Origin of the sequence: Pseudomonas sp. IPO3749, assembly GCF_013386605.1 — a bacterium.
Classification (GTDB): domain Bacteria; phylum Pseudomonadota; class Gammaproteobacteria; order Pseudomonadales; family Pseudomonadaceae; genus Aquipseudomonas; species Aquipseudomonas azotoformans_A.
This window is the reverse complement of the sequence record NZ_JACARN010000063.1, coordinates 22,504-45,966: the sequence shown is the minus strand read 5'-3', so window position 1 is coordinate 45,966 and position 23,463 is coordinate 22,504. Positions and strand designations below refer to the sequence as shown.

The following is a 23,463-nucleotide window of genomic DNA, read 5'->3' as shown; positions in this document are numbered from 1 at the left end:
CCTCAGGACTTATTGCCCACCAGACTGTCCACCGACGGCACACGTGTGTCGCTTTCCATCTGCGTCTCGTGCTCGATCTGATGACTGAACCGATCCAGGGAGCCCTGGGCCGGCTGTGCATCGCTGGCGAACACCGGCGGGCTGAGGATGTAAGCGCCCAATAGACGACTCAACGCCGCGAGGCTGTCGATATGGGTGCGCTCGTAGCCGTGGGTCGCATCACAACCGAAGGCCAGCAAGGCGGTGCGGATATCGTGGCCGGCGGTGACCGCTGAGTGTGCGTCACTGAAGTAATAGCGGAACAGGTCGCGACGCACTGGCAATTCGTTGTCAGACGCCAGGCGCAGCAGATGCCGGGACAGGTGATAGTCATACGGCCCGCCGGAGTCCTGCATCGCCACGCTGACCGCGTGCTCGCTGGAGTGCTGGCCGGGGGCGACCGGGGCGATATCGATGCCGACAAACTCACTGACGTCCCAGGGCAGGGCGGCGGCTGCACCGCTGCCGGTTTCTTCGGTGATGGTGAATAGTGGATGGCAGTCGATCAGCAAGGGCTCGCCACTGTCGACAATGGCCTTGAGCGCCGCGAGCAGGGCGGCGACACCGGCTTTGTCATCCAAGTGGCGCGCGCTGATATGCCCGCTCTCAGTGAACTCGGGCAACGGGTCGAAGGCGACATAGTCACCGATGCCAATGCCCAGGGAATCGCAATCGGCGCGGGTCGCGCAATAGGCGTCAAGGCGCAGTTCCACGTGGTCCCAGCTCACCGGCATTTCATCCACGGCGGTGTTGAAGGCATGCCCGGAGGCCATCAATGGCAACACACTGCCGCGGATCACGCCATTGTCGGTGAACAGGCTGACGCGGCTCCCTTCGGCAAAGCGGCTCGACCAGCAGCCCACCGGCGCCAGGCTCAGGCGGCCGTTGTCCTTGATCGCACGCACGGCCGCGCCGATGGTGTCCAGGTGCGCGGACACGGCGCGGTCGGGGCTGTTTTTCTGGCCTTTCAAGGTCGCGCGGATGGTGCCGCGGCGGGTCATCTCAAACGGGATGCCGAGTTCTTCCAGGCGCTCGGCGACGTAGCGCACGATGGTGTCGGTAAACCCGGTGGGGCTGGGAATGGCGAGCATTTCCAGCAGGACTTTTTGCAGGTAATTCAGATCCGGTTCGGGGATGGTTCGGCTCATAAAGACTCCTGGGGTTCGGATCGTTCAGCTATGGGGAAACAGCAAATCCACAAATTTCTCCGCGGTAGGCTGCGGTTCATGATTGGCCAGGCCGGCCCGTTCGTTGGCTTCGATAAACACGTACTCGGGTTGATCGGCGGCGGGCACCATCAGGTCCAGGCCCACCATGGGGATGTCCAGGGCGCGGGCGGCGCGCACGGCGGCGTCCACCAGCGTCGGGTGGAGGATGGCGGTGACATCTTCCAGGCACCCGCCGGTGTGCAAGTTGGCGGTGCGGCGCACGGCCAGGGTCTGGCCACGGGGCAGGATGCTGCTGTAGTCGACACCGGCGGCGTTCAAGGTGCGTTCGGTTTCGGCATCCAACGGGATTTTGCTTTCGCCGTCGGTGGCAGCCTGGCGGCGCCGGCTTTGGGCTTCGATCAGCGCGCCGATGGAATGGTGGCCGTCACCGGTCACCTCCGCAGGGCGACGAATCGCAGCGGCAACCACCTCGAAACCGATCACCAGGATGCGCAGGTCCAACCCTTCGTGAAAGCTCTCCAACAGCACACGGCTGTCGAACTGCCGCGCCGCTTCAATGGCCTGCTGCACCTCTTCGATGCTCTGCAGGTCCACCGCCACGCCCTGGCCTTGCTCACCGTCCAGCGGCTTGACGACGATGCGCTGGTGCTCGTCGAGGAACTCCAGGTTGTCATCCGCGCTGCCCGCGAGTTGCTGTGAAGGCAGTTTCAAACCGGCCGCTTTCAGCACTTTGTGAGTCAGGCTTTTGTCCTGGCACAGGGTCATGCTGATGGCGCTGGTCAAGTCGCTCAGCGATTCACGGCAACGCACGCGACGCCCGCCATGGCTCAGGGTGAACAACCCGGCATCCGCATCATCCACCTGTACGTCGATACCACGACGATGCGCCTCTTCGACAATGATCCGCGCATAGGGATTGAACCCCGCCTGCGGGCCCGGGCCGAGAAACAGCGGCTGGTTGATGCCGTTCTTGCGCTTGATCGCAAAGGTGGTCAGCGCGCGAAAGCCAAGCTTGGCGTAGAGGTTCTTGGCCTGACGGTTGTCGTGCAGCACTGACAGGTCCAAGTAGCTCAAGCCACGGCTCATGAAGTGTTCCACCAAATGGCGCACCAGCACTTCGCCCACGCCTGGCCGCGTGCATTGCGGGTCGACCGCCAGGCACCACAGGCTGCAACCGTTTTCCGGGTCGTGAAAGGCTTTTTGGTGATTCAGACCCATGACGCTGCCGATCACCGCGCCGCTGTCTTCGTCTTCCGCCAACCAATACACCGGGCCACCTTGATGGCGCGGCGTGAGGCGTTCTGCGTCGACCGGCAACATGCCGCGTCCCTGATACAACTGATTCACTGCCAGCCAATCCGCCTCAGTCTGCACCCGGCGAATGCGAAAGCCGCGGAACACGCGAGTGGCGGGGCGGTAGTCGGTGAACCACAGGCGCAGGGTGTCGGAAGGGTCGAGGAACAATTGCTGCGGGTCGATCCCCAGGATCTGCTGGGGCGCCGCGACGTAAAGCGCGATATCCCGCTCGCCCGCCTGCTCATTGAGCAATTCCTGGGCGAGACTGGCAGGGTCTGGAAAGGTATGACCGATCAACAACCGGCCCCAACCGCAATGCACGGCAATCGGTTCGGCCGCCAATGGGCTGCCATCTTCCGCCAGCCGGGCTTGCAGGCGCTCGTACGACGGTGCCTGGCCCTTCAGCAAACGTTGGCTGTAAGCCGCTGCATGGGGTTTCATCGATCAGATTCCTTGTTCGCTGAGCCACAGGTTCAGCGCCGCCAGTTGCCACAGCTTGGAGCCGCGCAGCGGAGTCAATTGGCCTTGCGGGTCGGTGAGCAAGCGGTCAAGCATCGCGGGGTTGAACAGGCCGCGATCCTGGCTTGGGTCGAGCAACAGTTCACGTACCCAGTTCAACGTGTCGCCCTGCAAATGCTTGAGGCCAGGTACCGGGAAGTAGCCTTTTTTGCGGTCGATGACCTCGCTTGGGATCACGCGGCGCGCGGCTTCTTTCAACACCTGTTTGCCGCCATCGGGCAGCTTGAACTTACCCGGCACCCGCGCGGAGAGTTCCACCAGGCGGTAATCGAGAAACGGCGTACGCGCTTCCAGGCCCCAGGCCATGGTCATGTTGTCGACGCGTTTGACCGGGTCGTCCACCAGCATCACCGTGCTGTCCAGGCGCAGGGCCTTGTCCACCGCGGCATCGGCGCCTGGCATGGCGAAGTGTTCGCGCACGAAGTCACCGGCGGCGTCATTGGCGGTCAGCCATTTTGGCGCGACAGTCGCCGCGTAATCGTCATAGCTGCGGTCGAAAAACGCATCGCGATAAGCCGCGTACGGATCGCTGGCGCCGTCCACCTGCGGATACCAATGGTAACCGGCGAACAGTTCATCCGCGCCCTGGCCGCTCTGCACCACTTTGCAATGCTTGGCTACTTCCCGCGACAGCAGGTAGAAGGCGATGCAATCGTGGCTGACCATCGGCTCGCTCATGGCGCGGAAAGCGGCGGGCAGTTGCTCGATGATCTCGCTTTCGGCGATGCGCAATTGGTGGTGGCGGGTGCCGTAGTGCTTGGCGATCAGGTCCGAGTATTGAAACTCGTTGCCCGCTTCGCCGCCGGCGTCTTCAAAACCGATGGAAAACGTCGACAGGTCTTGTACGCCGACTTCGCGCAGCAGGCCCACGAGCATGCTCGAATCGACACCACCGGAGAGCAACACGCCCACATCCACCGCCGCACGTTGGCGGATGGCCACGGCTTCGCGGGTGCTGTCGAGTACGCGGTCGGTCCAGTCTTCCAGGGTCAGGTTTTTTTCGTCGTCGTGTGGGCCGTAGGGCAGGGTCCACCACACTTTCAGCTCGGTCTTGCCGCTGGCGTCGATGCGCATCCAGCTGGCTGGCGGCATTTTTTCGATGCCGGCCAGCAAGGTGCGCGGCGCAGGCACCACGGCGTGGAAGTTCAGGTAATGGTTGAGGGCCACCGGATCGAGGATCGGGTTGATATCGCCGCCCTTGAGCAGCGCCGGCAACGCCGAGGCAAAGCGCAAACGCTGGCCGGTACGTGACAGGTACAACGGCTTCACGCCAAGACGGTCACGGGCGATAAACAGACGTTGGGCATCGCGCTCCCAGATGGCAAAGGCAAACATGCCGTTGAGCTTGGGCAGCAATGCCTCGCCCCATGCGTGATAGCCCTTGAGCAGCACTTCGGTGTCGCCGCCGGAATAGAAGGCGTAGCCCAGGGCTTCCAGCTCTTCTCGCAGTTCCGGGAAGTTATAGATCGCGCCGTTGAAGGCCAATGACAGGCCGAGCTGCGAATCGACCATCGGTTGGGCTGAGCCGTCCGACAGGTCCATGATTTTCAAGCGCCGGTGGCCGAGTGCAATCGGCCCTTGGGCATGGAAACCCCAGGAGTCTGGGCCACGGGGAGCCAGGTGATGGGTGATGCGCTCAATGGCTGCCAGGTCGGCAGGTTGGGCATCGAAACGTAATTCTCCAGCTAATCCGCACATAAATTCCTTACCGGTTTTTCCGTTGGGGAGGGGAAACACTCAATACGCCCTGAAGGGCGCGTACCCAGGAACTGACACGGGGCTATAGCGGGAGTTTTAGGTCGATAAGTTATATGGCGAATGGCCGCATGCCGCGAAGGAGTGGCGCGGGCTGTGTAAACCTGGCGGTATTCAGGTGTCGGTTCAACGCAAATTTCGCGGGATTGGCGGGTCCGAATGCCCAAGTATTCGAATCTGAGCTCAGCGTGGGAGCGCTTATCGTAGCGAGTCATCAATCACTGCTTGAAGAACCACTGCTATGACCGAAACGACTGATTTATATACGCTCACCGAGCCGTTGACCAAGGATGAACTGGACACTGCTCTACTGGAAATGACCGGCGACCTGGACAAAGCCCAGGTGCTGCACAACACCTTGCCCCGCTGGATGCTCAAGGCGCCCTTACCTGCGTTGACGGCCCTTGAAGATACATACCGGCGCAGCAGCGTCATGCGTCGAAACCTGGAACAACGTTTGAACCGCTTGCAGTCTCTGGACCAGTTCTGTATCGAAAAGCTGAGTCGCTACCTGACCGAGAACGGGCATCCCCAGTTGGATGTGCGCTGCGACTATTTAGAACGCCCACGGCGTGATCCGGTGGGCGTGACCTACATCACAGGCCTTTTAATTGAAACGCTGGCCTTGGAAAAACACAGCCTAGTGCTGTCTGCCATGCAAAATTTCTCTGAGACCGAGGCAAAGCCCGGCGGCCTGCCGGACAAAACCCTGATTCGCGAGGGTCTGCATGATGCCGAGGCCACCGGCATCACCGCGCAGCAATTTGTCGGCTACTGCCGGGCATTGGACCTAGGCAATGCCTATCAGGAGCACGTGCGCGAGGTCTTCGACTTGCCGGCTCCAGGTGAGTCGCCCTCGGGTCCCCATTACGCAGAGGCCTTAAGCGACGTAGGGTTCAGCAAGAAAGCCGATATGTTGGTCGACCTGCACATGGCCCTGGCCAAGCAGCACATCAGCCAAGTGAACCACACCCGCCTGCTCAATCTGATCAATGCCAATATGGCGGTGGACTGGGTGGTCAAATCCAAGTCCGACGGCAAGCCCTTGATCTGGCAAGGTTTGAAAATCGCCAAGGCGTGTCTGTGGAGCGTGCTGGTGTTTTCCGAGGACACCTTGGGCGAGTTGGCCGCCGATAAATTCATCATTTATATGCCCAACGATCCGGTGCGGCCTTGGTTCGAGTACGCGTCACTGGAGAGCTTCAAGCAGTACCTGACCTCCAAGTTGAAAGAAAAACCTTACCTGGAATTTTTTGAGCGTTACCTGGATGAGCTGGAGCGCCTCAAGTTTTTGAGCGACTTTAAAAGTGACCCGACGTTGGGGGTGTTCGAGAGCATCATTACGAAGGGCAACTTCTGTGATTTTTTCTTTCGAAGTTGCGTTGGCAAGATCCAATTGGACGCGCGCGTGCTGGCCGTGCCGACGGCCGATGTGGACGAAGAAGCCCGGCGGCAACGCCTGATAGATTACCTCGACTACGGGCTGGACATCTTGAATGTTGCGGGGTTTTTCGTGCCGGTGCTGGGCCAGTTTATGATGGGCGTAGCCATCGGCCAGTTGCTCGGGGAGGTGTTCGAGGGGGTGGAGGACTGGAGCCATGGCGACAATGCGGGTGCGCTCAAGCATTTGGTCTCAGTCGTGGAGAGCATTGTCGCCATGGTCGTGTTTGCGGTGGGAGGGCGTGTGGTGGGGACGCTCAAGCGCAGCCAGACACCGTCGCCGATGTTTTTTGAAAACCTCGAGGCGGTGCAATTGCCCGATCACAGCCCTCGCCTGTGGCGGCCTGACTTCGTTCAATACCGTCAACCGCAGGGGCTGCCGAAACCGTGGGTGCCCAATGCGCGCGGGGTTCATCAGGCTAATGGCCAGTCGTATATCCAAATCAATCGCGGCGCCTATTCCGTCAGCTTTGACTGGACGCACCTTCAATGGCGCTTCAACCATCCCAAGCGTTCGACGGCCTATCGGCCGCCGTTAAAACACAACTTGGGCGGTGGCTGGCAGCATATCTTCGAGCGTCCGCATGAGTGGAGGGACCCGATCTACACGCTGCACCGTCTTAACCCTGCCTTGGCGGACGTGCCGTCGGACGCCCTGCAAAGCCTCGCGGCGATCAACCAGATCGACCTGGCCGACCTGCAGCGCCTGGCGATGGAGAACAAACCTTTGCCAGAACGGTTTCAGGACGCGGTGGCACGGTTCAGGCAGCACGAAAAGGTCCTTCATCTGATTGAAACCCTGGGGCAGGAAGGCCAGCTCGACTCGCATACAGCCCGCACCCAGATGCTGGCCTTGCCGTTGATGGCCGGTTGGCCTAAAGGGCGCTTCTTTGAGCTACTGGACAGCAAGGGCAACCTGCTGGAAAGCCACCCGAATCTGGCGCCCTTCGATTATGAAGACCAGAGCATCCATATCACTGAGCAGCAACTCAAGGATGGGCAGGTGCTGGAAACCTTGCTGACGGCTTTATCCAAAACCGAGCGTAATACTTTGCTCGGTGAGACCGTGACGTTGGCAAAGGCCCCGGCGTTGCTCAAAAAACGCTTGCTGGAGACGGTCAACGACCAGCACGGCGCGTTGTATCGCAAGCTGTATGAGGATTACAAAAGCGTGCGCTGCGACGAGATGGAGCCACTGTGTGCGCGATTTACCCAATTGCCACGTAACGTAGCCTGGGAGCAGGGCACCAAGGCCTCATCCCTGGACCGTCGTTACCTGCGTCAGACCCGACGTGTGCCGCTGACGTTGGAGCAAAATATCCGTGAGGTGCTGGATCAAATGGCCGAGGATCAGGCCTTGATGGGGTTGTATTGGCCGCCCCTTGCGGATGCTGCGACCCATCGCCTGACTTTCGGCATGCTGGGCCGGTTGGCCCATTGGCCAAAAGAGTTATCACTGCAACTGCGTGAAATCAGCGCCACCGGCAACCTGTTGGCGCAGGTCGGGCCTGATACGGCGTGGGTGCGCCGCACGATCGTGCACAACGACCGTGGGTTCCAGGCGTTCAATGAACAAGGCGCTGGCCTTAACGCCCTGGTGAGCGGGCCGGACGCATTGTTGCAGTCGGTGGTGGATTGCCTGTCGCCGGGGCAACGCAAAATGATGAACCTTGTGGGACCGGACCCCGCACAGCGTTTGCGTAGCCAGTTGCGCTTCAAGTCCCAGGATGAGCGTGAGCGCGTGCCGCGCTACCTGTGGCCTGAGCGGGCTGTTCCTGAACAGGCTTCGAGCTGTGCCGCGGCGCAGATGGAGCAGGACAAGCCCCCATCCATCGAGTTTGCCCCGGCACTGGTAAACAAGATGAGGGCGCTGTACCCCTTAGTGAGCGAAGCCGAACGATTAAAAATGTTGCGTGACGCGGGCACGGATCATCTTAGTCGGGCCAAAGTGGTCAAGGCATTGGAAGAGCAGTTCGCGCAGTTGCACAAAACGTTGGAGCACTGGGCGAGGCAGCGGCCGGTGTTTGCACATGGAGAGGCGCCACCACGGGACTGGCGATTGAGTCGTTACCAGGTGCGCCAATCCATTGAGCGGTGCTGGAGCCGGGCGTCTTTCGTGGATGACATCGATTTTAAAACGGTGCCGGGTCTTGAGCTTGACCGCATGCACGTAGGCGAACTGCCAACATTGCCCGCCGAGGTTAATTTTGACCATGTGCAGCAGTTGTCTTTGCGCAGCATGGGCCTCAGCGAAGACATATCCGCGTTTCTTGAACACTTCAAAAACCTGCGAGGGCTTGAACTGGCAGACAACCAACTCGCGCAAGTCCCTGAAGCGCTGTCCTCGATGCCCGCGCTGGAGCACCTGAACCTGGCCCGCAACAAACTGAATATGACCGAGGATACGCGCAAGAGGCTCGCCAGTCTGAGTCGTTTGAAGGCCCTCAACCTGGCGGGCAACCCGTTGAGCGATGGCCTTGATGTCTCGGGGCAATCCTCGCTGCGCGAGCTGATTCTGCGTGATTGTCGTTTGACTGAGTTTCCTTCGGGGGTCCGGCGTTTGCCTTACCTGGAGCACCTTGATTTGCGCAGCAATGACATCAGGGACTTGCCAGGCTGGCTATTTGAGCTGCCCAGTCGCTACGCGCGAGCGGTCAACTTGCGTGATAACCCGGTGTCGACCACCAGTAAAGTTGCGCTGAGTGCTTATCGCATGCGCTCGGGAATTGGCATGGGCTACGTTGAAGATAACATCGCCCGGATTGATGAGCAGACGGCGCGCGACGCGTGGTTGGCAGATCAACGGGTAGAGCGCTATGCGGAAAAGGACCTTGCCTGGAGAGCGCTGAAAAACGAACCGCGTAGCGACGCGTTATTCAATTTAATGGCCCGCCTGGTCAACACGGCAGACGCGACCAAGCTGCGTGACGATTTGGAACGGCGTATTTGGCGGGTGTTGGACGCCACCGCCGCGGATGCCAAGTTGCGCGACCGCGTGTTCAACCGGGCAGCAATGCCGATCAATTGCGATGACGCGGCTGCGGCGAATTTCAGTGACCTCGAGGTACTGCTCGATATCCACGAAGCCTCGCGCTCAGTGGTGAGTGGGCAAGCGACTGCAAAGTCGCTGCTGGACCTTGCCAAGCGGTTATTTCGCCTGAGCCAAGTGGAAAGCTTTGCCTTTGCCCACAGCAAGAAACACCCCGAGACCGATGGGGTGGAAGTCAGCCTGTTCTTCCGCACGCGGTTGGCGCAAACACTGGATTTGCCGGGGCAGCCTAAACACCTGATCCATGAAGACTTGGCCGGTGTGAAGCCGTCGGACCTGGTCGAGGCGAAAATCGCTGTGGAGAACGCCGAGCGCACTGCGGCGCTGTTGCAATACATCGTCAAGGCGCGCTTCTGGATCGACTATTTGAGACAGGCCTCTTCCGATAGGTTTGACGCCGTGTTCAAGCCTTTTTTCGAGCGCTTGGCGGCGCTCGAAACACAAACCCCGCCCATTACCGAGGGTGAATACCTGACACAGGCAAACCTGATCATGGAGGAGAAAGACAAGGCCGAAGCCACAGAAATCGAACGCCTGACGAAAGATCAAATGCGCCGGGCCGGCCCGTGCTGAAGCCCCGTCAGCGGCTCACCGTGCAGGCGGCTTGGCCCGGACCAGCGCACGCAGCGCAAACCGGTTGGGGTGGCAGGCTTCAGCCACGCTACGCGGCAGCGGCAATGGCTCGTTATCCAGCCACGCGGCGAGCAGTTCGCCGCACAACGGTGCGGTGATCAGTCCACGTGAGCCGTGGCCGCTGTTGATATACAGGCCGGGAAGCCAGGGGCAGGGCGTGTCCGGCACCTGTCGGGCATCCTTGCTCAATGTGGCATAGGCCTGGTTGAACACCGTGAGATCGGCAAGCGGGCCGACGATGGGCAGGTAGTCGGGGCTGGTGCAGCGGAACGCGGCGCGGCCTTGCAACTGGTCGGGCGCCAGTTGATCGGCACCCAGGCGGTGCAACAAGTCTTCGGAGATTTCCCGCAGCATCTCCAGGTTGCCTGCATGTTCGGCGGCGGTGGGCGTTAGGTCGTCGCTTTTAAAGTCGAAACTGGCACCGAGGGTGTGTTCACCCAGGCGTGCTGGGGCGACATAGCCTTCGGCGCAGACCACGGTGGCCAGTGCTTCGCTCGCCGGGGTCTGCGCCAACCGGGTGATCTGCCCGCGGATGCGCTTGAGGGGCAGCTCGGCGCTTTGCGGAAACTGTTTGATCTCTGCGGCGCCGGCCAGCACTACCACGCGGGCACTGGCTAGCAGGGTGTCACCCTCGAGAGCCTGCCATTGATTGTCGACGCGTTGCAGGTCAAGCGCATGGTGGTGGGGGAGGACCCTGATCAAGGGCTGCGCCGCTTGCCATTGACACAACGCCGGTGGATGCACCCAGCCGCCTTCAGGGAAAAACAGGCCGCCCTGAGCCAGATCGATCCCCGCCCGTTGTTGCGCCTGGGCGCGGTCCAGCAGGTGCAGCAACTCTGGCGCAAACGCCTCGGCCAGTTGAGCCTGGCGCTCGGCTTCCTTGGCATCGAATGCCAGTTGCAGCACGCCGCAGCCGTCCCAGTCCACGCCGCGATGCAGGTGTTCCAGCAGGCGCCGGGTGTGGCCGAAGCCGCTCAAGATCAACTGGGACAATGCCGTGCCATGGGCGGACAGCTTGAGGTACAACACGCCCTGCGGGTTGCCCGAGGCCTCCTGGGCCAACTCGGCGTGTCGCTCCAACAGGCTGACGCGCCAGCCACGGGCGGCGAGGCTGGCGGCGGTGGCACAACCGGCCAGGCCGCCGCCGATAACCATGGCGTGGCGTTCGCCTTCGATAGCCGGCGGGAGTGAAAACCATGGTTTTGCGCATGGCGGTGCGGGCGTCTCGGCGGGCCAGCCGAGGAACTCACCGCGCAGGATCTCCCACTTGTGGCCGATGCCCGGCGTGCGTTTCATCTTGAACCCGGCTGCGTTGATCAACCGGCGCACCCAGCCCGTGCTGGTGAAGGTGCTGATGGTCGAGCCGGGGGCGGCCAGGCGCGCCAGTTCGGCGAACAGTTCAGCGGTCCACATGTCCGGGTTTTTCGCCGGGGCGAAGCCGTCGAGGAACCACGCGTCGACCTGCGCGTCCAGTTGCGGCAGTTGCTCCAGGGCGTCGCCGATCAACAGCGTCAGGGTCACGCGACCGTTGTCCAGCACCAGGCGTTGGAAGCCCTGGTGGATGGCGATGTATTGCTTGAGTAGCAGCTCGGCGAACGGTTGCAGCTCGGGCCAGAGGGCGAGGGCGCGTTGCAGGTCGGAGGGGCTCAGCGGGTACTTTTCCACGCTGACAAAATGCAGGCGCGCACCGGTCACGGCGTGCTGTTCGAACAATTGCCAGGCGCACAAGAAATTCAAGCCAGTGCCGAAACCGGTTTCGCCAATCACCAATCGCCCACCCGCCTGCAACGTAGCGAAGCGCTCTTGCAGACGGTTCTGTTCCAGGAACACATAACGGGTTTCTTCAAGGCCCGATTTATCGGAGAAATACACATCGTCGAAAACCCGCGAATGCGGGCGACCTTGGTCATCCCAGTCGAGCTGGGCGTGAAATACGGGGTTCATGGGCGACTCATAAAAAAGCAGGCAAAGGCAAGGCGGCCATTCTAGCTGATTGGCCCACCCTTGCCTGATCTGTGGCAATCTTTGACGCTACGCTTTATACAGCCACTCCTTCTCTTCCTTGACCAGCATGTCTAGCCAGAACGGCTCATTGGGGCTGCTCCATTGTGGCGCGCCGCCGGGGGGGGACGGGTTGACGATCAAGAGTTCTTTACCGGCGCGTTGCCACTCGTCCATTTTTTGTTTGAGACGCGTCACATACTCACTGGCCTTGCATTCGATTTCCGCCCATGGGTCGACGATCCAGGCATTTGCCCATTTGGGCTCACTGAAGTCGATGGTCCTGGCATTGAGCCCGGTCGGCGCTCCGACCACTGTAAATACATGCCCCGACATCGCCCATACGCTGGCATCGCCACCGCTTTCCTTGATGATTTCAGCGGCGGCCCTTGCCATCTGGTCGCAATTGCCCGCGCCGGTCTTGAGGACGATGTCGGCATAGTTGGGGGCGCCGATTTTGTCGTACTCCCAGATCACAACCTCGCGAGCGACTTTTTGTCGCGTTAAGTCGCTTGGGTTGGTGGGCACACGCTGATTGGCAGAGCCGACCCCGGTGGCGTGGAGTTGTTTATCCACTTCCTTCTTCGCAGCTTGCGCATAGAACCGGTTTTTGTTGACCGGTAGGAACTGATCGAAGTCAGCCGGTTTGCTCAGGGCCGTCACTTTCACCTCCTGCGCCGCGACCTCGACCGGCCGGCCGTCTCCCTTGTTCCAGACACCCAATGCGAACTCGCGTTTTTTCTCGTCTGGCAGCTTGTCGACCTTTTCTTTCAGGGCTGCCATTTGTTTGGGCCGGTAGTGAGACTTCTCGCGCAGATTGGTAAAAATCGTTTCCAGCGGTGGAAGGGTGACCAGATCGTTATTGATGTTCAGCTTCGCGGCGTTCAAGGCGTCTTCGATGTTCTGGTTGTGTTTGAGAATAAGTTCAAGGCCCAGGCTGTTGCCGGTCAGCGCATCGATTTTATGGAAGTCAAGATCAGTGCCCTGGCCCAGTTCGGCCTGGTAGAAGACCCCGCTGTCAGCCTCCGCCACCAGATACTGTTTCGGGCCACTGTTGTTGTGATCGAGTTCGATCACCATCGCCCGCACATCGCGTTGAGTGTTGGCCTGGTCGTCGATGGCTTCAAGCCTGACCACACGTGTGTGGGTATTGAGTACCGGGTCCACTTCGTTATTGGGCAAGCCAAAAGAGGGGTCATCAATCACTTTACCGCTGACTTGAGGTTTGTAGTTGATGAGCACTCCTGGCGTTTCAAGTCGAAGCTTTTGATCTGTCAATGGGGTGTCAGCCCGGTAGTAGCGCCGGTTATGGCTGAGCAGCGTTGCACCGGAACGGTTGGGGTAGGGCTGGAAGCGTTTGTGTTCAAGTGATTGCGCACGCTTGAACTCGCTCGTACCGGTCGCAGTTACATTTTTTGCAAAACACAGGTTGGACAGGCCACGCTTGACCCGAGCACCATTCTTTGGCGGGCTGCAAACAGCGGCCAGATCGTCAGCATTTTTTTCCGGATGAGTTGTGGCCAGGTCGTATAAGACGCCCGGTTGCTTGGGGTCCTGCCGAAAGACCTGGTCACCAATGACGACGTCACTGAAGCCGGCGCGATGAATCACCAAGGGGCGTTCGTTGAGGGCCGTTTCCAGGACGTTGAAATCGGTTCCGCCAAATGAGGTGTTCTGTAATGAGCGGGCACTGGCGCGGAAGTCATCCCGAGGTGGGCCATAGACGGATTGAGTGGCAGTATCAAAAGCATGCCAGCGGCCTTTATGAAGCACCGCGGCCCCTTCGAAAGGTTGACCGGCAACCGTGAAAATACCCGCTGCACAGGGCTGTTTCGGATAGGCCTTAAGCAGATCGCCCACTTGAGCCAAGAGCGAGTGGGTGCCGCGCAATGCTGATTGTGCGCCTTTGATGATCAGCTTCCCGGCACCTACCACCAAGTCGCCCACGCCACCCAGCGGGTTGATCGTGCCGATGGCTGTCGTTCCCAGGATTTTTGCCGCCTGTAGCGCTTTTGTGCCGACGCTGGTGGTTGCATTCACTACTTTGCCGAGTTTCCCGGCCACCCCTAGCCCCGCCGTCAGAAAACCAAACACATCCACTACCAAGTCATAAACCCCTTGGGCGGTATGGCCATCGCGGAAATTGACAATCGCGGACCGCAGCGGCACAAGGTTGAGCAGGAACTCATGCACCGCCTCCCGTGACGCTCGTTCCTGATCGACAGTGGTTATACCGCGTGCCGCGTTCAGGACATCGGCCGAATCAAGGTCAATCGCCTCGACGACGGCGTTGGCGATGTAGTCCGTTCGGGCACTGGAGAAGCTCAGGGGCGTCGACTGGGTTGAAGGGCGCTCATTACGCAGGTGTGTTTGCTTGTCGTCATCGGGCTTGAATTCTTCGATCACATAATTTTTATTGGCCGCCCGTTTGGTGGAGGGCGTTACCAGGTAGAGCGCGTCGCTGCGTTTACGGATGACGCCTTGGGTCATATCTATTTCATACAAGTCGACCTGGGTGGTGTTGTCGACGGATCGCTCAAGCTTCAGGGTCAGTGTGCGGCCTTTATTAACGAGCGTTGTCGATGGAATGATGTCCATCCCTATCTGGTAAGTGTTTTGCCGGTAAAACGAGAGTTTGCCCTCCTCGAGGTTTTTTCGGTCCTCCAGTGGAAGCTGGGCAATCAAGTGCTTGAGCAGGGTATGGTGAGCTTTCTTGTGTTCGCCGATGACGCTGTCGAATGTTTTTTTGAAGGAATCACTGGTCGTGAATTTGGCGCCGGTATTGAAGGCTTGGAGAGGAATGCGTGTGTCTTTGGTGACCCAGGTCTCGTGCTTTTCAATGCCCGCCATGACCAGGTCCAACATTGAGTATTTCCCGGTGTAAAGCCTTCCCGTTCTTGGCGTTCGTTGGGCTTCCAGGCATTTGTCTTCAAAGAACGGCTGGTCGCCAAAGCGTGCCTTGAGCTCCTCCAAAGCCATCTCCCTACGGCTGGGTAATGCGCTGTCCAGTGCCCTGGAGGCTGTTGCCCGTTCACTTTGCTGCTGATTGAACGCGCGCCTGAGGGTCTCGACTTGATCAGCCGTGTAGGCATCTTCTGCCTGCTTTTCGACAACACCATTGACCACTGCCCAATCGACCAGTGCCGCTTTCACTGCACGCGGGGACGGTGTCTGGGAGCCGCCCTCGGCCTTTGCCATGACCTGCGCAAAGCTCATGCTCGCCGTGCTGCCGGGCATGTCGGTTTCAAGGTGGTTCACCGCGATAGTAAATTTCGCCCACGTGGTGCTGCCGTAGACCACAGACGCGGGAACTTCCTTGACCCGATACTCCGGCGCCACCCTTGCCAGTAACAGCTGGGCGCCCAGCTTTGCGCTGTCGGCCGTGGCTTTGCCTTGAGCGATCAAGTGGTGCTCCAGCGCCGTCACTACGCTCGATGGCGGCTGGCCCCAGCGAGCCTGACCCGCCAGATCAAACCCGGCAACGGTGTTGCGCCTAGTATGATCAAGTGACTCAAGGTCCAAGCCAATACTGATAGCCGCCAATACGTAATCGTTGAGGCTGGTCTGGGTGGGAATGCCTTTGAGTTGGGTTTGTATGGCGTTGCCCAATGCTGCCCACCTGGGCGTTTGGGCGAGCTGTTCCAGCGCTGTCACGGGGTTCTGTAGGTCGATATTTGACAGTGACGGGTCACTCAGCAAGTAGCCCAAGGCGCCCTTGCGGTTGTCATTCAGTGGCAGCCCCGGCAGATGCGTGCTGTTACAGGCAATCACATCCGCGATTTGGCGTTGCATTTCGATTGACAAGGGCAGTGGCCAGGACAAAGCGCCACTGGAAATGCTAGGTGCAGTCGCGCTCGTCTTGGCTGAGCTTGTCGGTGGCTCGGGCGCTTCGCGAGTTCGCCTCAGAGAGCGTGCCAGAAGCGGGACATTGGTCTCGATCTTGTGAACGACGGTGTGCGGCGACGGGTTGTCGGGCGGTGTGGGGAGAGGGAAATCGAGGGTAACAGTTTGCTGTTTGTTGACGGAAAGCATGATTACCTACCTGATTTGACGTGACAGAAAAGTCTTCTTCCTTGGGGCGCTTAATCACGCCTTCCGTTGAGTGTTGAGGCGTCAGCGGTGAGTTCCGTCGGTGTCGAGCTGGAAATATTAGAGTTTGTGAGCTGAGTGTCAGCGAAATGTCATGGATCAAGCGCAACGGGCACTCCAATCCGCTAGTCTTGGTCCATTCACACACGGAGCTGCCCATGTTCGAATCCGCCGAAATCGGTCACGCCATCGACAAAGACACCTACGACGCCGAAGTGCCGGCCCTGCGCGAGGCCCTGCTGGAGGTGCAGTACGAGCTGCAACAGCAGAAGCGCTTCCCGGTGATCATCCTGATCAACGGCATCGAAGGCGCCGGCAAGGGCGAGACCGTCAAGCTGTTGAACGAATGGATGGACCCGCGCCTGATCGAAGTGCGCACTTTCGACCAGCAGACCGACGAAGAGCTGGCGCGGCCACCGGCCTGGCGCTACTGGCGTCAGTTGCCCGCCAAGGGCCGCATGGGGATTTTCTTCGGTAATTGGTACAGCCAGATGCTGCAGGCCCGCGTGCACGGGCAGATCAAGGACGCGCGCCTGGACCAGGCCATTGCCGGTGCCGAGCGCCTGGAAAAGATGCTCTGCGATGAGGGCGCGCTGATCTTCAAGTTCTGGTTCCACCTGTCCAAGAAGCAGATGAAGGCAAGGCTCAAGGCCCTGGCTGACGACCCGCTGCACAGCTGGCGCATCAGCCCGTTGGACTGGCAGCAGTCCGAGACCTACGACAAATTCGTGCATTTCGGCGAGCGCGTGCTGCGTCGCACCAGCCGCGACTATGCGCCGTGGCATGTGATCGAAGGGGTGGACAGCAACTATCGCAGCCTCACTGTGGGCAAGCTGCTGCTCGAAGGCCTGCAAAATGCGCTGAAGCTGCCCAAGGGCAAGGCCAGCGGCATGAACCCGGCGCCGTTGATTGCGTCGGTGGACAAAAAGAGCCTGCTGGACAGCCTCGACCTGACCCAACGTTTGGACAAGGACGATTACGAAGAACAACTGATCACCGAGCAGGCGCGTTTCTCCGGCCTGATGCGCGACAAACGCATGCGTAAGCACGCGCTGATCACGGTGTTCGAGGGTAACGACGCGGCGGGCAAGGGCGGGGCTATCCGTCGGGTGGCGGCAGCGCTGGACCCACGGCAGTATCACATTGTGCCGATTGCCGCGCCGAGCGAAGATGAACGCGCTCAACCGTATCTATGGCGTTTCTGGCAAAAGATCCCGGCGCGGGGCATGTTCACCGTGTTCGACCGCTCCTGGTACGGCCGCGTGCTGGTGGAGCGTATCGAGGGCTTCTGCACCCCGGCGGACTGGATGCGCGCCTATGGCGAGATCAACGACTTCGAAGAACAACTGCGTGATGCGGGTGTGATCGTCGTCAAGTTCTGGTTGGCCATCGACAAGCAGACCCAACTGGAGCGTTTCCAGGCCCGCGAGGAAATCCCGTTCAAACGCTTCAAGATCACCGAAGACGACTGGCGCAACCGCGACAAGTGGGACGACTACCGCGCCGCCGTGGGCGATATGGTCGACCGCACCAGCACCGAAATTGCACCCTGGACCTTGGTGGAAGCCAACGACAAACGCTGGGCCCGGGTCAAGGTGCTGCGCACTATCAACCGGGCGCTGGAAGACGCGTTCGACAAATCCGACAAGCACGACAAAAAGAAAAAGAAATAACCTCGTCACAGGGTGCAAGGTGCCCATGCTTTTGCATACGCCGGGTGAATGATCGTCGCGATTGACGGGAGCTGGATCTATCCTCGATCCATCTCCCCACAACCACAAGATCGAGGTAGCCCATGCGTGAAGTAGTGATCGTCGACAGCGTGCGAACCGGCCTGGCCAAATCCTTTCGCGGCAAGTTCAACCAGACCCGCCCGGATGACATGGCGGCCCATTGCGTCAACGCGCTGCTGACCCGCAATGGCATCGACCCGGCGACGGTGGAGGACTGCATCGTCGGCGCCGGCTCCAACGAGGGCGCACAGGGCTACAACATCGGGCGCAACGTGGCAGTGTTGTCGAAACTGGGCACCGGCACGGCCGGGATGACCCTCAACCGTTTCTGCTCGTCGGGCTTGCAGGCGATTGCCATCGCGGCCAACCAGATTGCCTCCGGTTGCAGCGACATCATCGTTGCCGGTGGCGTCGAATCCATCAGCCTGACGATGAAAAGCGTCAACACCGACAACCTGATCAACCCGCTGCTGAAAGAGCAGGTGCCGGGTATCTACTTCCCCATGGGCCAGACTGCCGAGATCGTCGCGCGTCGCTACAGCGTCAGCCGCGAAGAGCAGGACCTCTACGCCCTGCAAAGCCAGCAACGCACTGCCCATGCTCAGGCCGACGGTTTGTTCAACGATGAAATCGTGCCGATGGCGGTCCAGTACAAGGTCGAAGACAAGAACACCGGTGCAGTGCAGGTGCTCGAAGGCGTGGTTGACCGTGACGACTGCAACCGCCCGGACACCACCCTGGCCAGCCTGCAAGGCTTGAAGCCAGTGTTTGCCGAGGACGGTTCGGTGACGGCGGGTAACTCCTCGCAGCTGTCCGACGGCGCTTCGATGACCCTGGTGATGAGCCTGGAAAAAGCCCTGGAGTTGGGGCTCAAGCCTAAGGCGTTTTTCCGGGGGTTCACGGTAGCCGGGTGTGAGCCGGACGAGATGGGCATCGGCCCGGTGTTCTCGGTGCCCAAGCTGCTCAAGGCCAAGGGCTTGCAAGTGGCGGACATCGACCTGTGGGAACTCAACGAAGCCTTCGCGTCCCAGTGTCTGTATGCGCGTAACCGCCTGGAAATCGATAACGCCAAGTACAACGTCAATGGCGGCTCGATCTCCATCGGGCACCCGTTCGGCATGACCGGTTCGCGGCAGGTGGGGCATCTGGTACGTGAGTTGCAGCGGCGCAATCTGCGTTACGGCATCGTCACCATGTGCGTGGGCGGCGGCATGGGGGCGACCGGGTTATTCGAAGCGGTGCGCTGATCTTCGCTACACAAAGTGCGTCGGGTGCCCCTAGAATGCAGCTCCACTTCCTCTGGCTTCTGGGGCACTCATGCACATCTCTTCCGGCCGCTGGGTCTACGGTTTTCTCCTGACCCTGCTGACCGCGCTGCTCTGGGGCATTCTGCCGATCAAACTCAAGCAAGTGCTGCAGGTGATGGACCCGATCACCGTCACCTGGTTTCGCCTGATCGTGGCCGGCAGTTGTCTGTTTATCTACTTGGCGCTGACCAAACGCTTGCCCAGCCGCAAGGTATTGGGCCCCAAGGGCGGTTGGCTGGTGGGCATGGCGGTGTGTGGCCTGGTGGGCAACTACGTGTTGTACCTGGTGGGCCTGAAAATGCTCAGCCCCGGCACCGCGCAGCTGGTGGTGCAGATGGGGCCGATCTTCTTGATGATCGCCAGTGTGTTTGTGTTCAAGGAGCGGTTCAGTCGCGGGCAGGTGTTGGGGTTGTTCGTGTTGATCGCAGGCTTTGGCCTGTTCTTCAACCAGCGCCTGGAAGAGTTGCTGACGTCCCTTGGCGCCTATACGGCTGGCGTGCTGACCATCCTGCTTGCCACTTCGATCTGGGTGTTCTACGCCCTGGGCCAGAAGCAACTGCTGACGGTGTGGAATTCGCTGCAAGTGATGATGGTGATCTACCTCACCTGCGCGTTGTTGCTCACGCCTTGGGCGCATCCCCTTGAGGCCTTGGACCTGAGCCCGCTGCAAGGCTGGCTGTTGCTGGCGTGCTGCATGAATACCCTGGTGGCCTATGGCGCCTTTGCCGAAGCGTTGGCCCACTGGGAAGCATCGCGGGTCAGTGCGACGTTGGCGCTGACACCGCTGGTGACTTTCGTGGCTGTGGCCCTGGCGGCGTGGCTGTGGCCCGAGTATGTGCAGGCCGAAGAGATCAACGCCCTGGGCTATGCCGGGGCGTTGGTGGTGGTGTTGGGCTCGGCGACCGTGGCGCTGGCGCCGTCTTTGCTCGCCGGGCTCAAGGCCCGGCGGTTGCGCATGGCGTCCTAGGCACCGAGCATGTCTTGCGGGCGAACCCACTGGTCGAATTGCTCATCGGTGAGGTAGCCCAGGTCCAATGCGGCCTCGCGTAGGGTCAAGCCTTCGGTGTAGGCCTTCTTGGCGATTTCCGCCGACTTGTCGTAGCCGATGTGCGGGTTGAGCGCGGTCACCAGCATCAGCCCGCGCTCCAGGTGCTCGGCCATCTGCACGGGGTCAGGCTCAAGCCCGGCGACGCAATGTTCCTGGAAGTTGTTGCAGCCATCGGCCAGCAGGCGGATGGATTCCAGCAGGTTGTGGATGATCACCGGCTTGTACACATTCAACTGCAAGTGCCCTTGGCTGGCGGCGATGCCGATGGTCACGTCATTGCCCAGCACCTGGCAGGCCAGCATCGACAGCGCTTCGCACTGCGTCGGGTTGACCTTGCCCGGCATGATCGAACTGCCGGGCTCGTTGGCCGGCAACTTCACCTCGGCCAAGCCGGTGCGCGGGCCGGAGCCCAGCAGGCGCAGGTCGTTGGCGATTTTCATCAGGGCCACTGCCAGGGTTTTCAGCGCACCGTGCAGGGTCACCAACGGTTCGTGGCCGGAAAGGGCGGCGAATTTGTTCGGCGCGGTGACGAACGGCAAGCCCGACAACGCCGCCAGCTCGGAGGCAATCGCCTCGCCAAAACCGTGGGGCGCATTCAGCCCGGTGCCAACGGCCGTGCCGCCCTGAGCCAGTTCGCACACGGCGGGCAGGGCGGCGCGAACGGCGCGTTCGGCGTAGTCAAGCTGGGCGATGAACGCCGAGAGTTCCTGGCCGAAGGTGATCGGCGTGGCATCCATCATGTGGGTGCGGCCGGTCTTCACCAGCTTCATATGTTTGGCAGCTTGTTCAGCCAGGCCGCCGGAAAGCGTGGCAATCGCCGGCAGCAAACGCTGATGCACAGCCTGGACCGCCGCGATGCTCATGGCGGTGGGGAAGCAGTCATTGGAACTCTGGGAACGGTTGACGTGATCGTTGGGGTGCACCGGGCTCTTGCCGCCACGTTTGTTGCCTGCCAGTTCGTTGGCGCGGCCGGCGATCACTTCGTTGGCGTTCATGTTGCTCTGGGTGCCGCTGCCGGTCTGCCACACCACCAGGGGGAATTGGTCGTCATGTTGCCCGTCGAGCACTTCGTCGGCGGCTTGTTCGATCAGGCGGGCGATGTCGGCGGGCAAGTCGCCATTGCGGTCGTTGACCCGTGCTGCGGCCTTCTTGACCAGGGCCAGGGCGTGCAACACCGCCAGCGGCATGCGCTGTTCGCCAATGGCGAAGTTCACCAGCGAACGTTGGGTCTGGGCGCCCCAGTAAGCGTCATCCGGGACGTGGACTTCTCCCAGGCTGTCGGTTTCGATACGGCTCATCGGGCACACTCCTTCAGGTCTGTTTGCGCAGTTTAGGCCTTGATCGACCGGGGGGGTTCCCTAAAAGACTTTTCATCGGGTTCATCCCTCGAGAATCCTTGTCCTACATGGCTTGGGGTTGAGCCATAAGGTTTTTTAGGCGCAGAATGGGCGCCCTTGGGGTCCGACCTCGCCTGCTAGAAAAGGAAACTCGATGACTCGTCTTCGTGCCATCTGTACCGCGGTTGCTCTGGTTTGCGCCAGCGGCCAAGTCTTCGCCGATACCGCCAGCCACAACGCCAGTGCCGAAGCCTTCCTTACCCTGGCCCATGCCGACAAGCTGGGTACCCCGGTGTACATGCAAGTGCAGCAAATGTTCGCCCAGCGCTTCGAACAGACCAAGGCGCCTGCCGCCAAGCAGTCCGTACTGGACAGCTACCAGGCCAAGGCCAACGCCGCCCTGGACCAGGCTATCGGCTGGCCGAAGCTGAAACCGGACATGGTCAAGCTCTACACCAGCAACTTCAGCGAATCCGAACTCAAGGAACTGGTTGCCTTCTACCAGTCGCCACTTGGCAAGAAAGTCCTGGAAAAAATGCCTCAGCTGACCCAGCAGTCGGCCCAGATGACCCAGGCCAAGCTGGAAAGCGCCGTGCCGGTGGTGAACAAGCTGTTGGAAGACATGACCAACGAGCTGACGCCTAAAGCCGCCGCCCCGGCCAAGAAGAAGTAAGCAGGAATGACCATGCAACAGCGTATCGAAACGGCGCTTGCCGCCCTGGGCACCGACCACTTGAGCGTGCTGGACGAAAGCCATATGCACAGCCGTGGGTTGCAGACCCACTTCAAGGCCGTGCTGGTCAGCCCGCAGTTCGAGGGGCTCAACCGCGTCAAGCGCCATCAGAAGGTCTACGCCACCCTGGGTGACCTGATGAGCGAATTTCATGCGCTGGCGCTGCATACCTACACGCCTGAGGAATGGGCGAAAATCGACGCAGCCCCGGCCTCGCCGACCTGCGCTGGCGGACATGACTGATGATCGGGTGTCTCTGACACCGGGCATTTGTTAGAATCCGCAACGCGCCGCTTAGCCGGCGCGTTTTTTTTGCATCCGGTTCACCCTTTACGAGGGTAGCCACCTGGAGAGAACACCCATGACTCAACCGATTGTCGTGGCGGCACTGTATAAGTTCGTCACCCTCGAAGATTACGTCGCCCTGCGCGAGCCGCTGTTGCAGGCGATGGTCGACAACGGCATCAAAGGCACTTTGCTGATCGCCGAAGAAGGCATCAACGGCACCGTTTCCGGCAGCCGCGAAGGCATTGACGGCCTGATGGCCTGGTTGAAGAACGACCCGCGCATGGTCGACATCGACCACAAAGAATCCTACTGCGACGACCAGCCGTTCTACCGCACCAAGGTCAAGCTCAAGAAAGAGATCGTGACCCTGGGCGTCGAAGGCGTCGACCCGAACAAGAAAGTCGGCACCTATGTCGACCCGCAGGACTGGAACGCGTTGATCAGCGACCCGGAAGTGCTGTTGATCGACACCCGCAACGACTATGAAGTGTCCATCGGCACATTTGAAGGTGCGATCGACCCGAAAACCACCAGTTTTCGCGAATTTCCCGACTACATCAAAGCCAACTTCGATCCGGCCAAGCACAAGAAAGTCGCCATGTTCTGCACTGGCGGCATTCGCTGCGAGAAGGCGTCGAGCTACATGCTCAGCGAAGGCTTCGATGAGGTCTACCACCTCAAGGGTGGCATCCTGAAGTATCTCGAAGAGGTGCCGCAGGCCGAAACCAAATGGCAGGGCGACTGCTTTGTTTTCGATAATCGCGTGACCGTGCGCCACGACCTGAGCGAAGGCGACTACGATCAATGTCATGCTTGCCGCACACCGGTGAGCGCCGAAGACCGCGCCTCCGAGCACTACGTGGCTGGCATCAGCTGCCCGCATTGCTGGGATAAGCTGCCGGAGAAGACCCGTCGCAGCGCGATCGACCGCCAGAAGCAGATCGAGCTGGCCAAGGCCCGCAACATGCCGCACCCGATTGGTTTCAACTACAAGCAAACTCCTTCCGAGGCCTGACCCATGTCCGCG

General features: G+C 60.4%; 13 protein-coding genes. 7 read left to right on the top strand and 6 right to left on the bottom strand.

Going from position 1 to position 23,463, the window contains the following annotated elements; all coding sequences use genetic code 11:
* Nucleotides 1–2: 2 nt before the first annotated feature.
* The 3 genes from HX812_RS23555 to HX812_RS23545 are packed head-to-tail and all read right to left on the bottom strand — an operon-like array spanning nucleotide 3 to nucleotide 4,721.
* Complete coding sequence (locus HX812_RS23555) at nucleotides 3–1,187, bottom strand: osmoprotectant NAGGN system M42 family peptidase (protein ID WP_010208883.1); 1,185 nt, start codon at nucleotides 1,185–1,187, stop codon at nucleotides 3–5.
* Between the two features lie 24 nt (nucleotides 1,188–1,211).
* The gene (gene ngg / locus HX812_RS23550; RefSeq protein ID WP_038847425.1) at nucleotides 1,212–2,945 is read right to left on the bottom strand and encodes an N-acetylglutaminylglutamine synthetase; all 1,734 of its coding nucleotides are present in this window, start codon (nucleotides 2,943–2,945) and stop codon (nucleotides 1,212–1,214) included.
* Between the two features lie 3 nt (nucleotides 2,946–2,948).
* Nucleotides 2,949–4,721: an N-acetylglutaminylglutamine amidotransferase gene (locus HX812_RS23545; RefSeq protein ID WP_038847423.1), complete on the bottom strand. Its 1,773-nt coding sequence runs from the start codon at nucleotides 4,719–4,721 to the stop codon at nucleotides 2,949–2,951.
* Nucleotides 4,722–5,019: 298 nt separating this feature from the next.
* Between HX812_RS23545 and HX812_RS23540 the strand changes: the two genes are divergently transcribed.
* A complete protein-coding gene (locus HX812_RS23540) occupies nucleotides 5,020–9,840 on the top strand; it encodes an NEL-type E3 ubiquitin ligase domain-containing protein (RefSeq protein WP_038847420.1) in 4,821 nt (1,606 codons plus the stop codon).
* 15 nt (nucleotides 9,841–9,855) lie between these two features.
* On the opposite strand, the gene mnmC is transcribed toward HX812_RS23540, so the two are convergent.
* Nucleotides 9,856–11,844, bottom strand: a complete 1,989-nt coding sequence (gene mnmC, locus HX812_RS23535; RefSeq protein ID WP_038847419.1) for a bifunctional tRNA (5-methylaminomethyl-2-thiouridine)(34)-methyltransferase MnmD/FAD-dependent 5-carboxymethylaminomethyl-2-thiouridine(34) oxidoreductase MnmC — start codon at nucleotides 11,842–11,844, stop codon at nucleotides 9,856–9,858.
* Nucleotides 11,845–11,931: 87 nt separating this feature from the next.
* A complete protein-coding gene (locus HX812_RS23530; RefSeq protein WP_152514728.1) occupies nucleotides 11,932–15,933 on the bottom strand; it encodes a hypothetical protein in 4,002 nt (1,333 codons plus the stop codon).
* Nucleotides 15,934–16,148: 215 nt separating this feature from the next.
* Between HX812_RS23530 and pap the strand changes: the two genes are divergently transcribed.
* The 3 genes from pap to HX812_RS23515 all read left to right on the top strand — a co-directional run bounded on the left by pap (nucleotide 16,149) and on the right by HX812_RS23515 (nucleotide 19,997).
* Nucleotides 16,149–17,663 (top strand): polyphosphate:AMP phosphotransferase, encoded by a 1,515-nt coding sequence (gene pap, locus HX812_RS23525; RefSeq protein WP_038847416.1) that lies wholly within the window; start codon nucleotides 16,149–16,151, stop codon nucleotides 17,661–17,663.
* Nucleotides 17,664–17,785: 122 nt separating this feature from the next.
* A complete protein-coding gene (locus HX812_RS23520; protein ID WP_038847414.1) occupies nucleotides 17,786–18,970 on the top strand; it encodes a thiolase family protein in 1,185 nt (394 codons plus the stop codon).
* 70 nt (nucleotides 18,971–19,040) lie between these two features.
* A complete protein-coding gene (locus HX812_RS23515) occupies nucleotides 19,041–19,997 on the top strand; it encodes a DMT family transporter (RefSeq protein WP_038847411.1) in 957 nt (318 codons plus the stop codon).
* Here HX812_RS23515 and HX812_RS23510 read toward each other — a convergent pair.
* Nucleotides 19,994–21,376, bottom strand: a complete 1,383-nt coding sequence (locus HX812_RS23510) for a class II fumarate hydratase (RefSeq protein ID WP_038847408.1) — start codon at nucleotides 21,374–21,376, stop codon at nucleotides 19,994–19,996. The two genes, HX812_RS23515 and HX812_RS23510, sit on opposite strands and share 4 nt — an antisense overlap.
* Before the next feature lie 193 nt (nucleotides 21,377–21,569).
* Between HX812_RS23510 and HX812_RS23505 the strand changes: the two genes are divergently transcribed.
* The 3 genes from HX812_RS23505 to HX812_RS23495 all read left to right on the top strand — a co-directional run bounded on the left by HX812_RS23505 (nucleotide 21,570) and on the right by HX812_RS23495 (nucleotide 23,451).
* A complete protein-coding gene (locus HX812_RS23505; RefSeq protein WP_038847406.1) occupies nucleotides 21,570–22,088 on the top strand; it encodes a DUF2059 domain-containing protein in 519 nt (172 codons plus the stop codon).
* A 6-nt stretch (nucleotides 22,089–22,094) separates the two neighbouring features.
* On the top strand, nucleotides 22,095–22,391 hold the full coding sequence (locus HX812_RS23500; protein WP_038847405.1) for a BolA family transcriptional regulator: 297 nt from the start codon (nucleotides 22,095–22,097) through the stop codon (nucleotides 22,389–22,391).
* A gap of 118 nt (nucleotides 22,392–22,509) precedes the next feature.
* Nucleotides 22,510–23,451 carry a rhodanese-related sulfurtransferase gene (locus HX812_RS23495; RefSeq protein ID WP_038847404.1) on the top strand — a complete coding sequence of 314 codons (942 nt, stop codon included), beginning with the start codon at nucleotides 22,510–22,512 and terminating at the stop codon, nucleotides 23,449–23,451.
* Nucleotides 23,452–23,463: the final 12 nt, after the last annotated feature.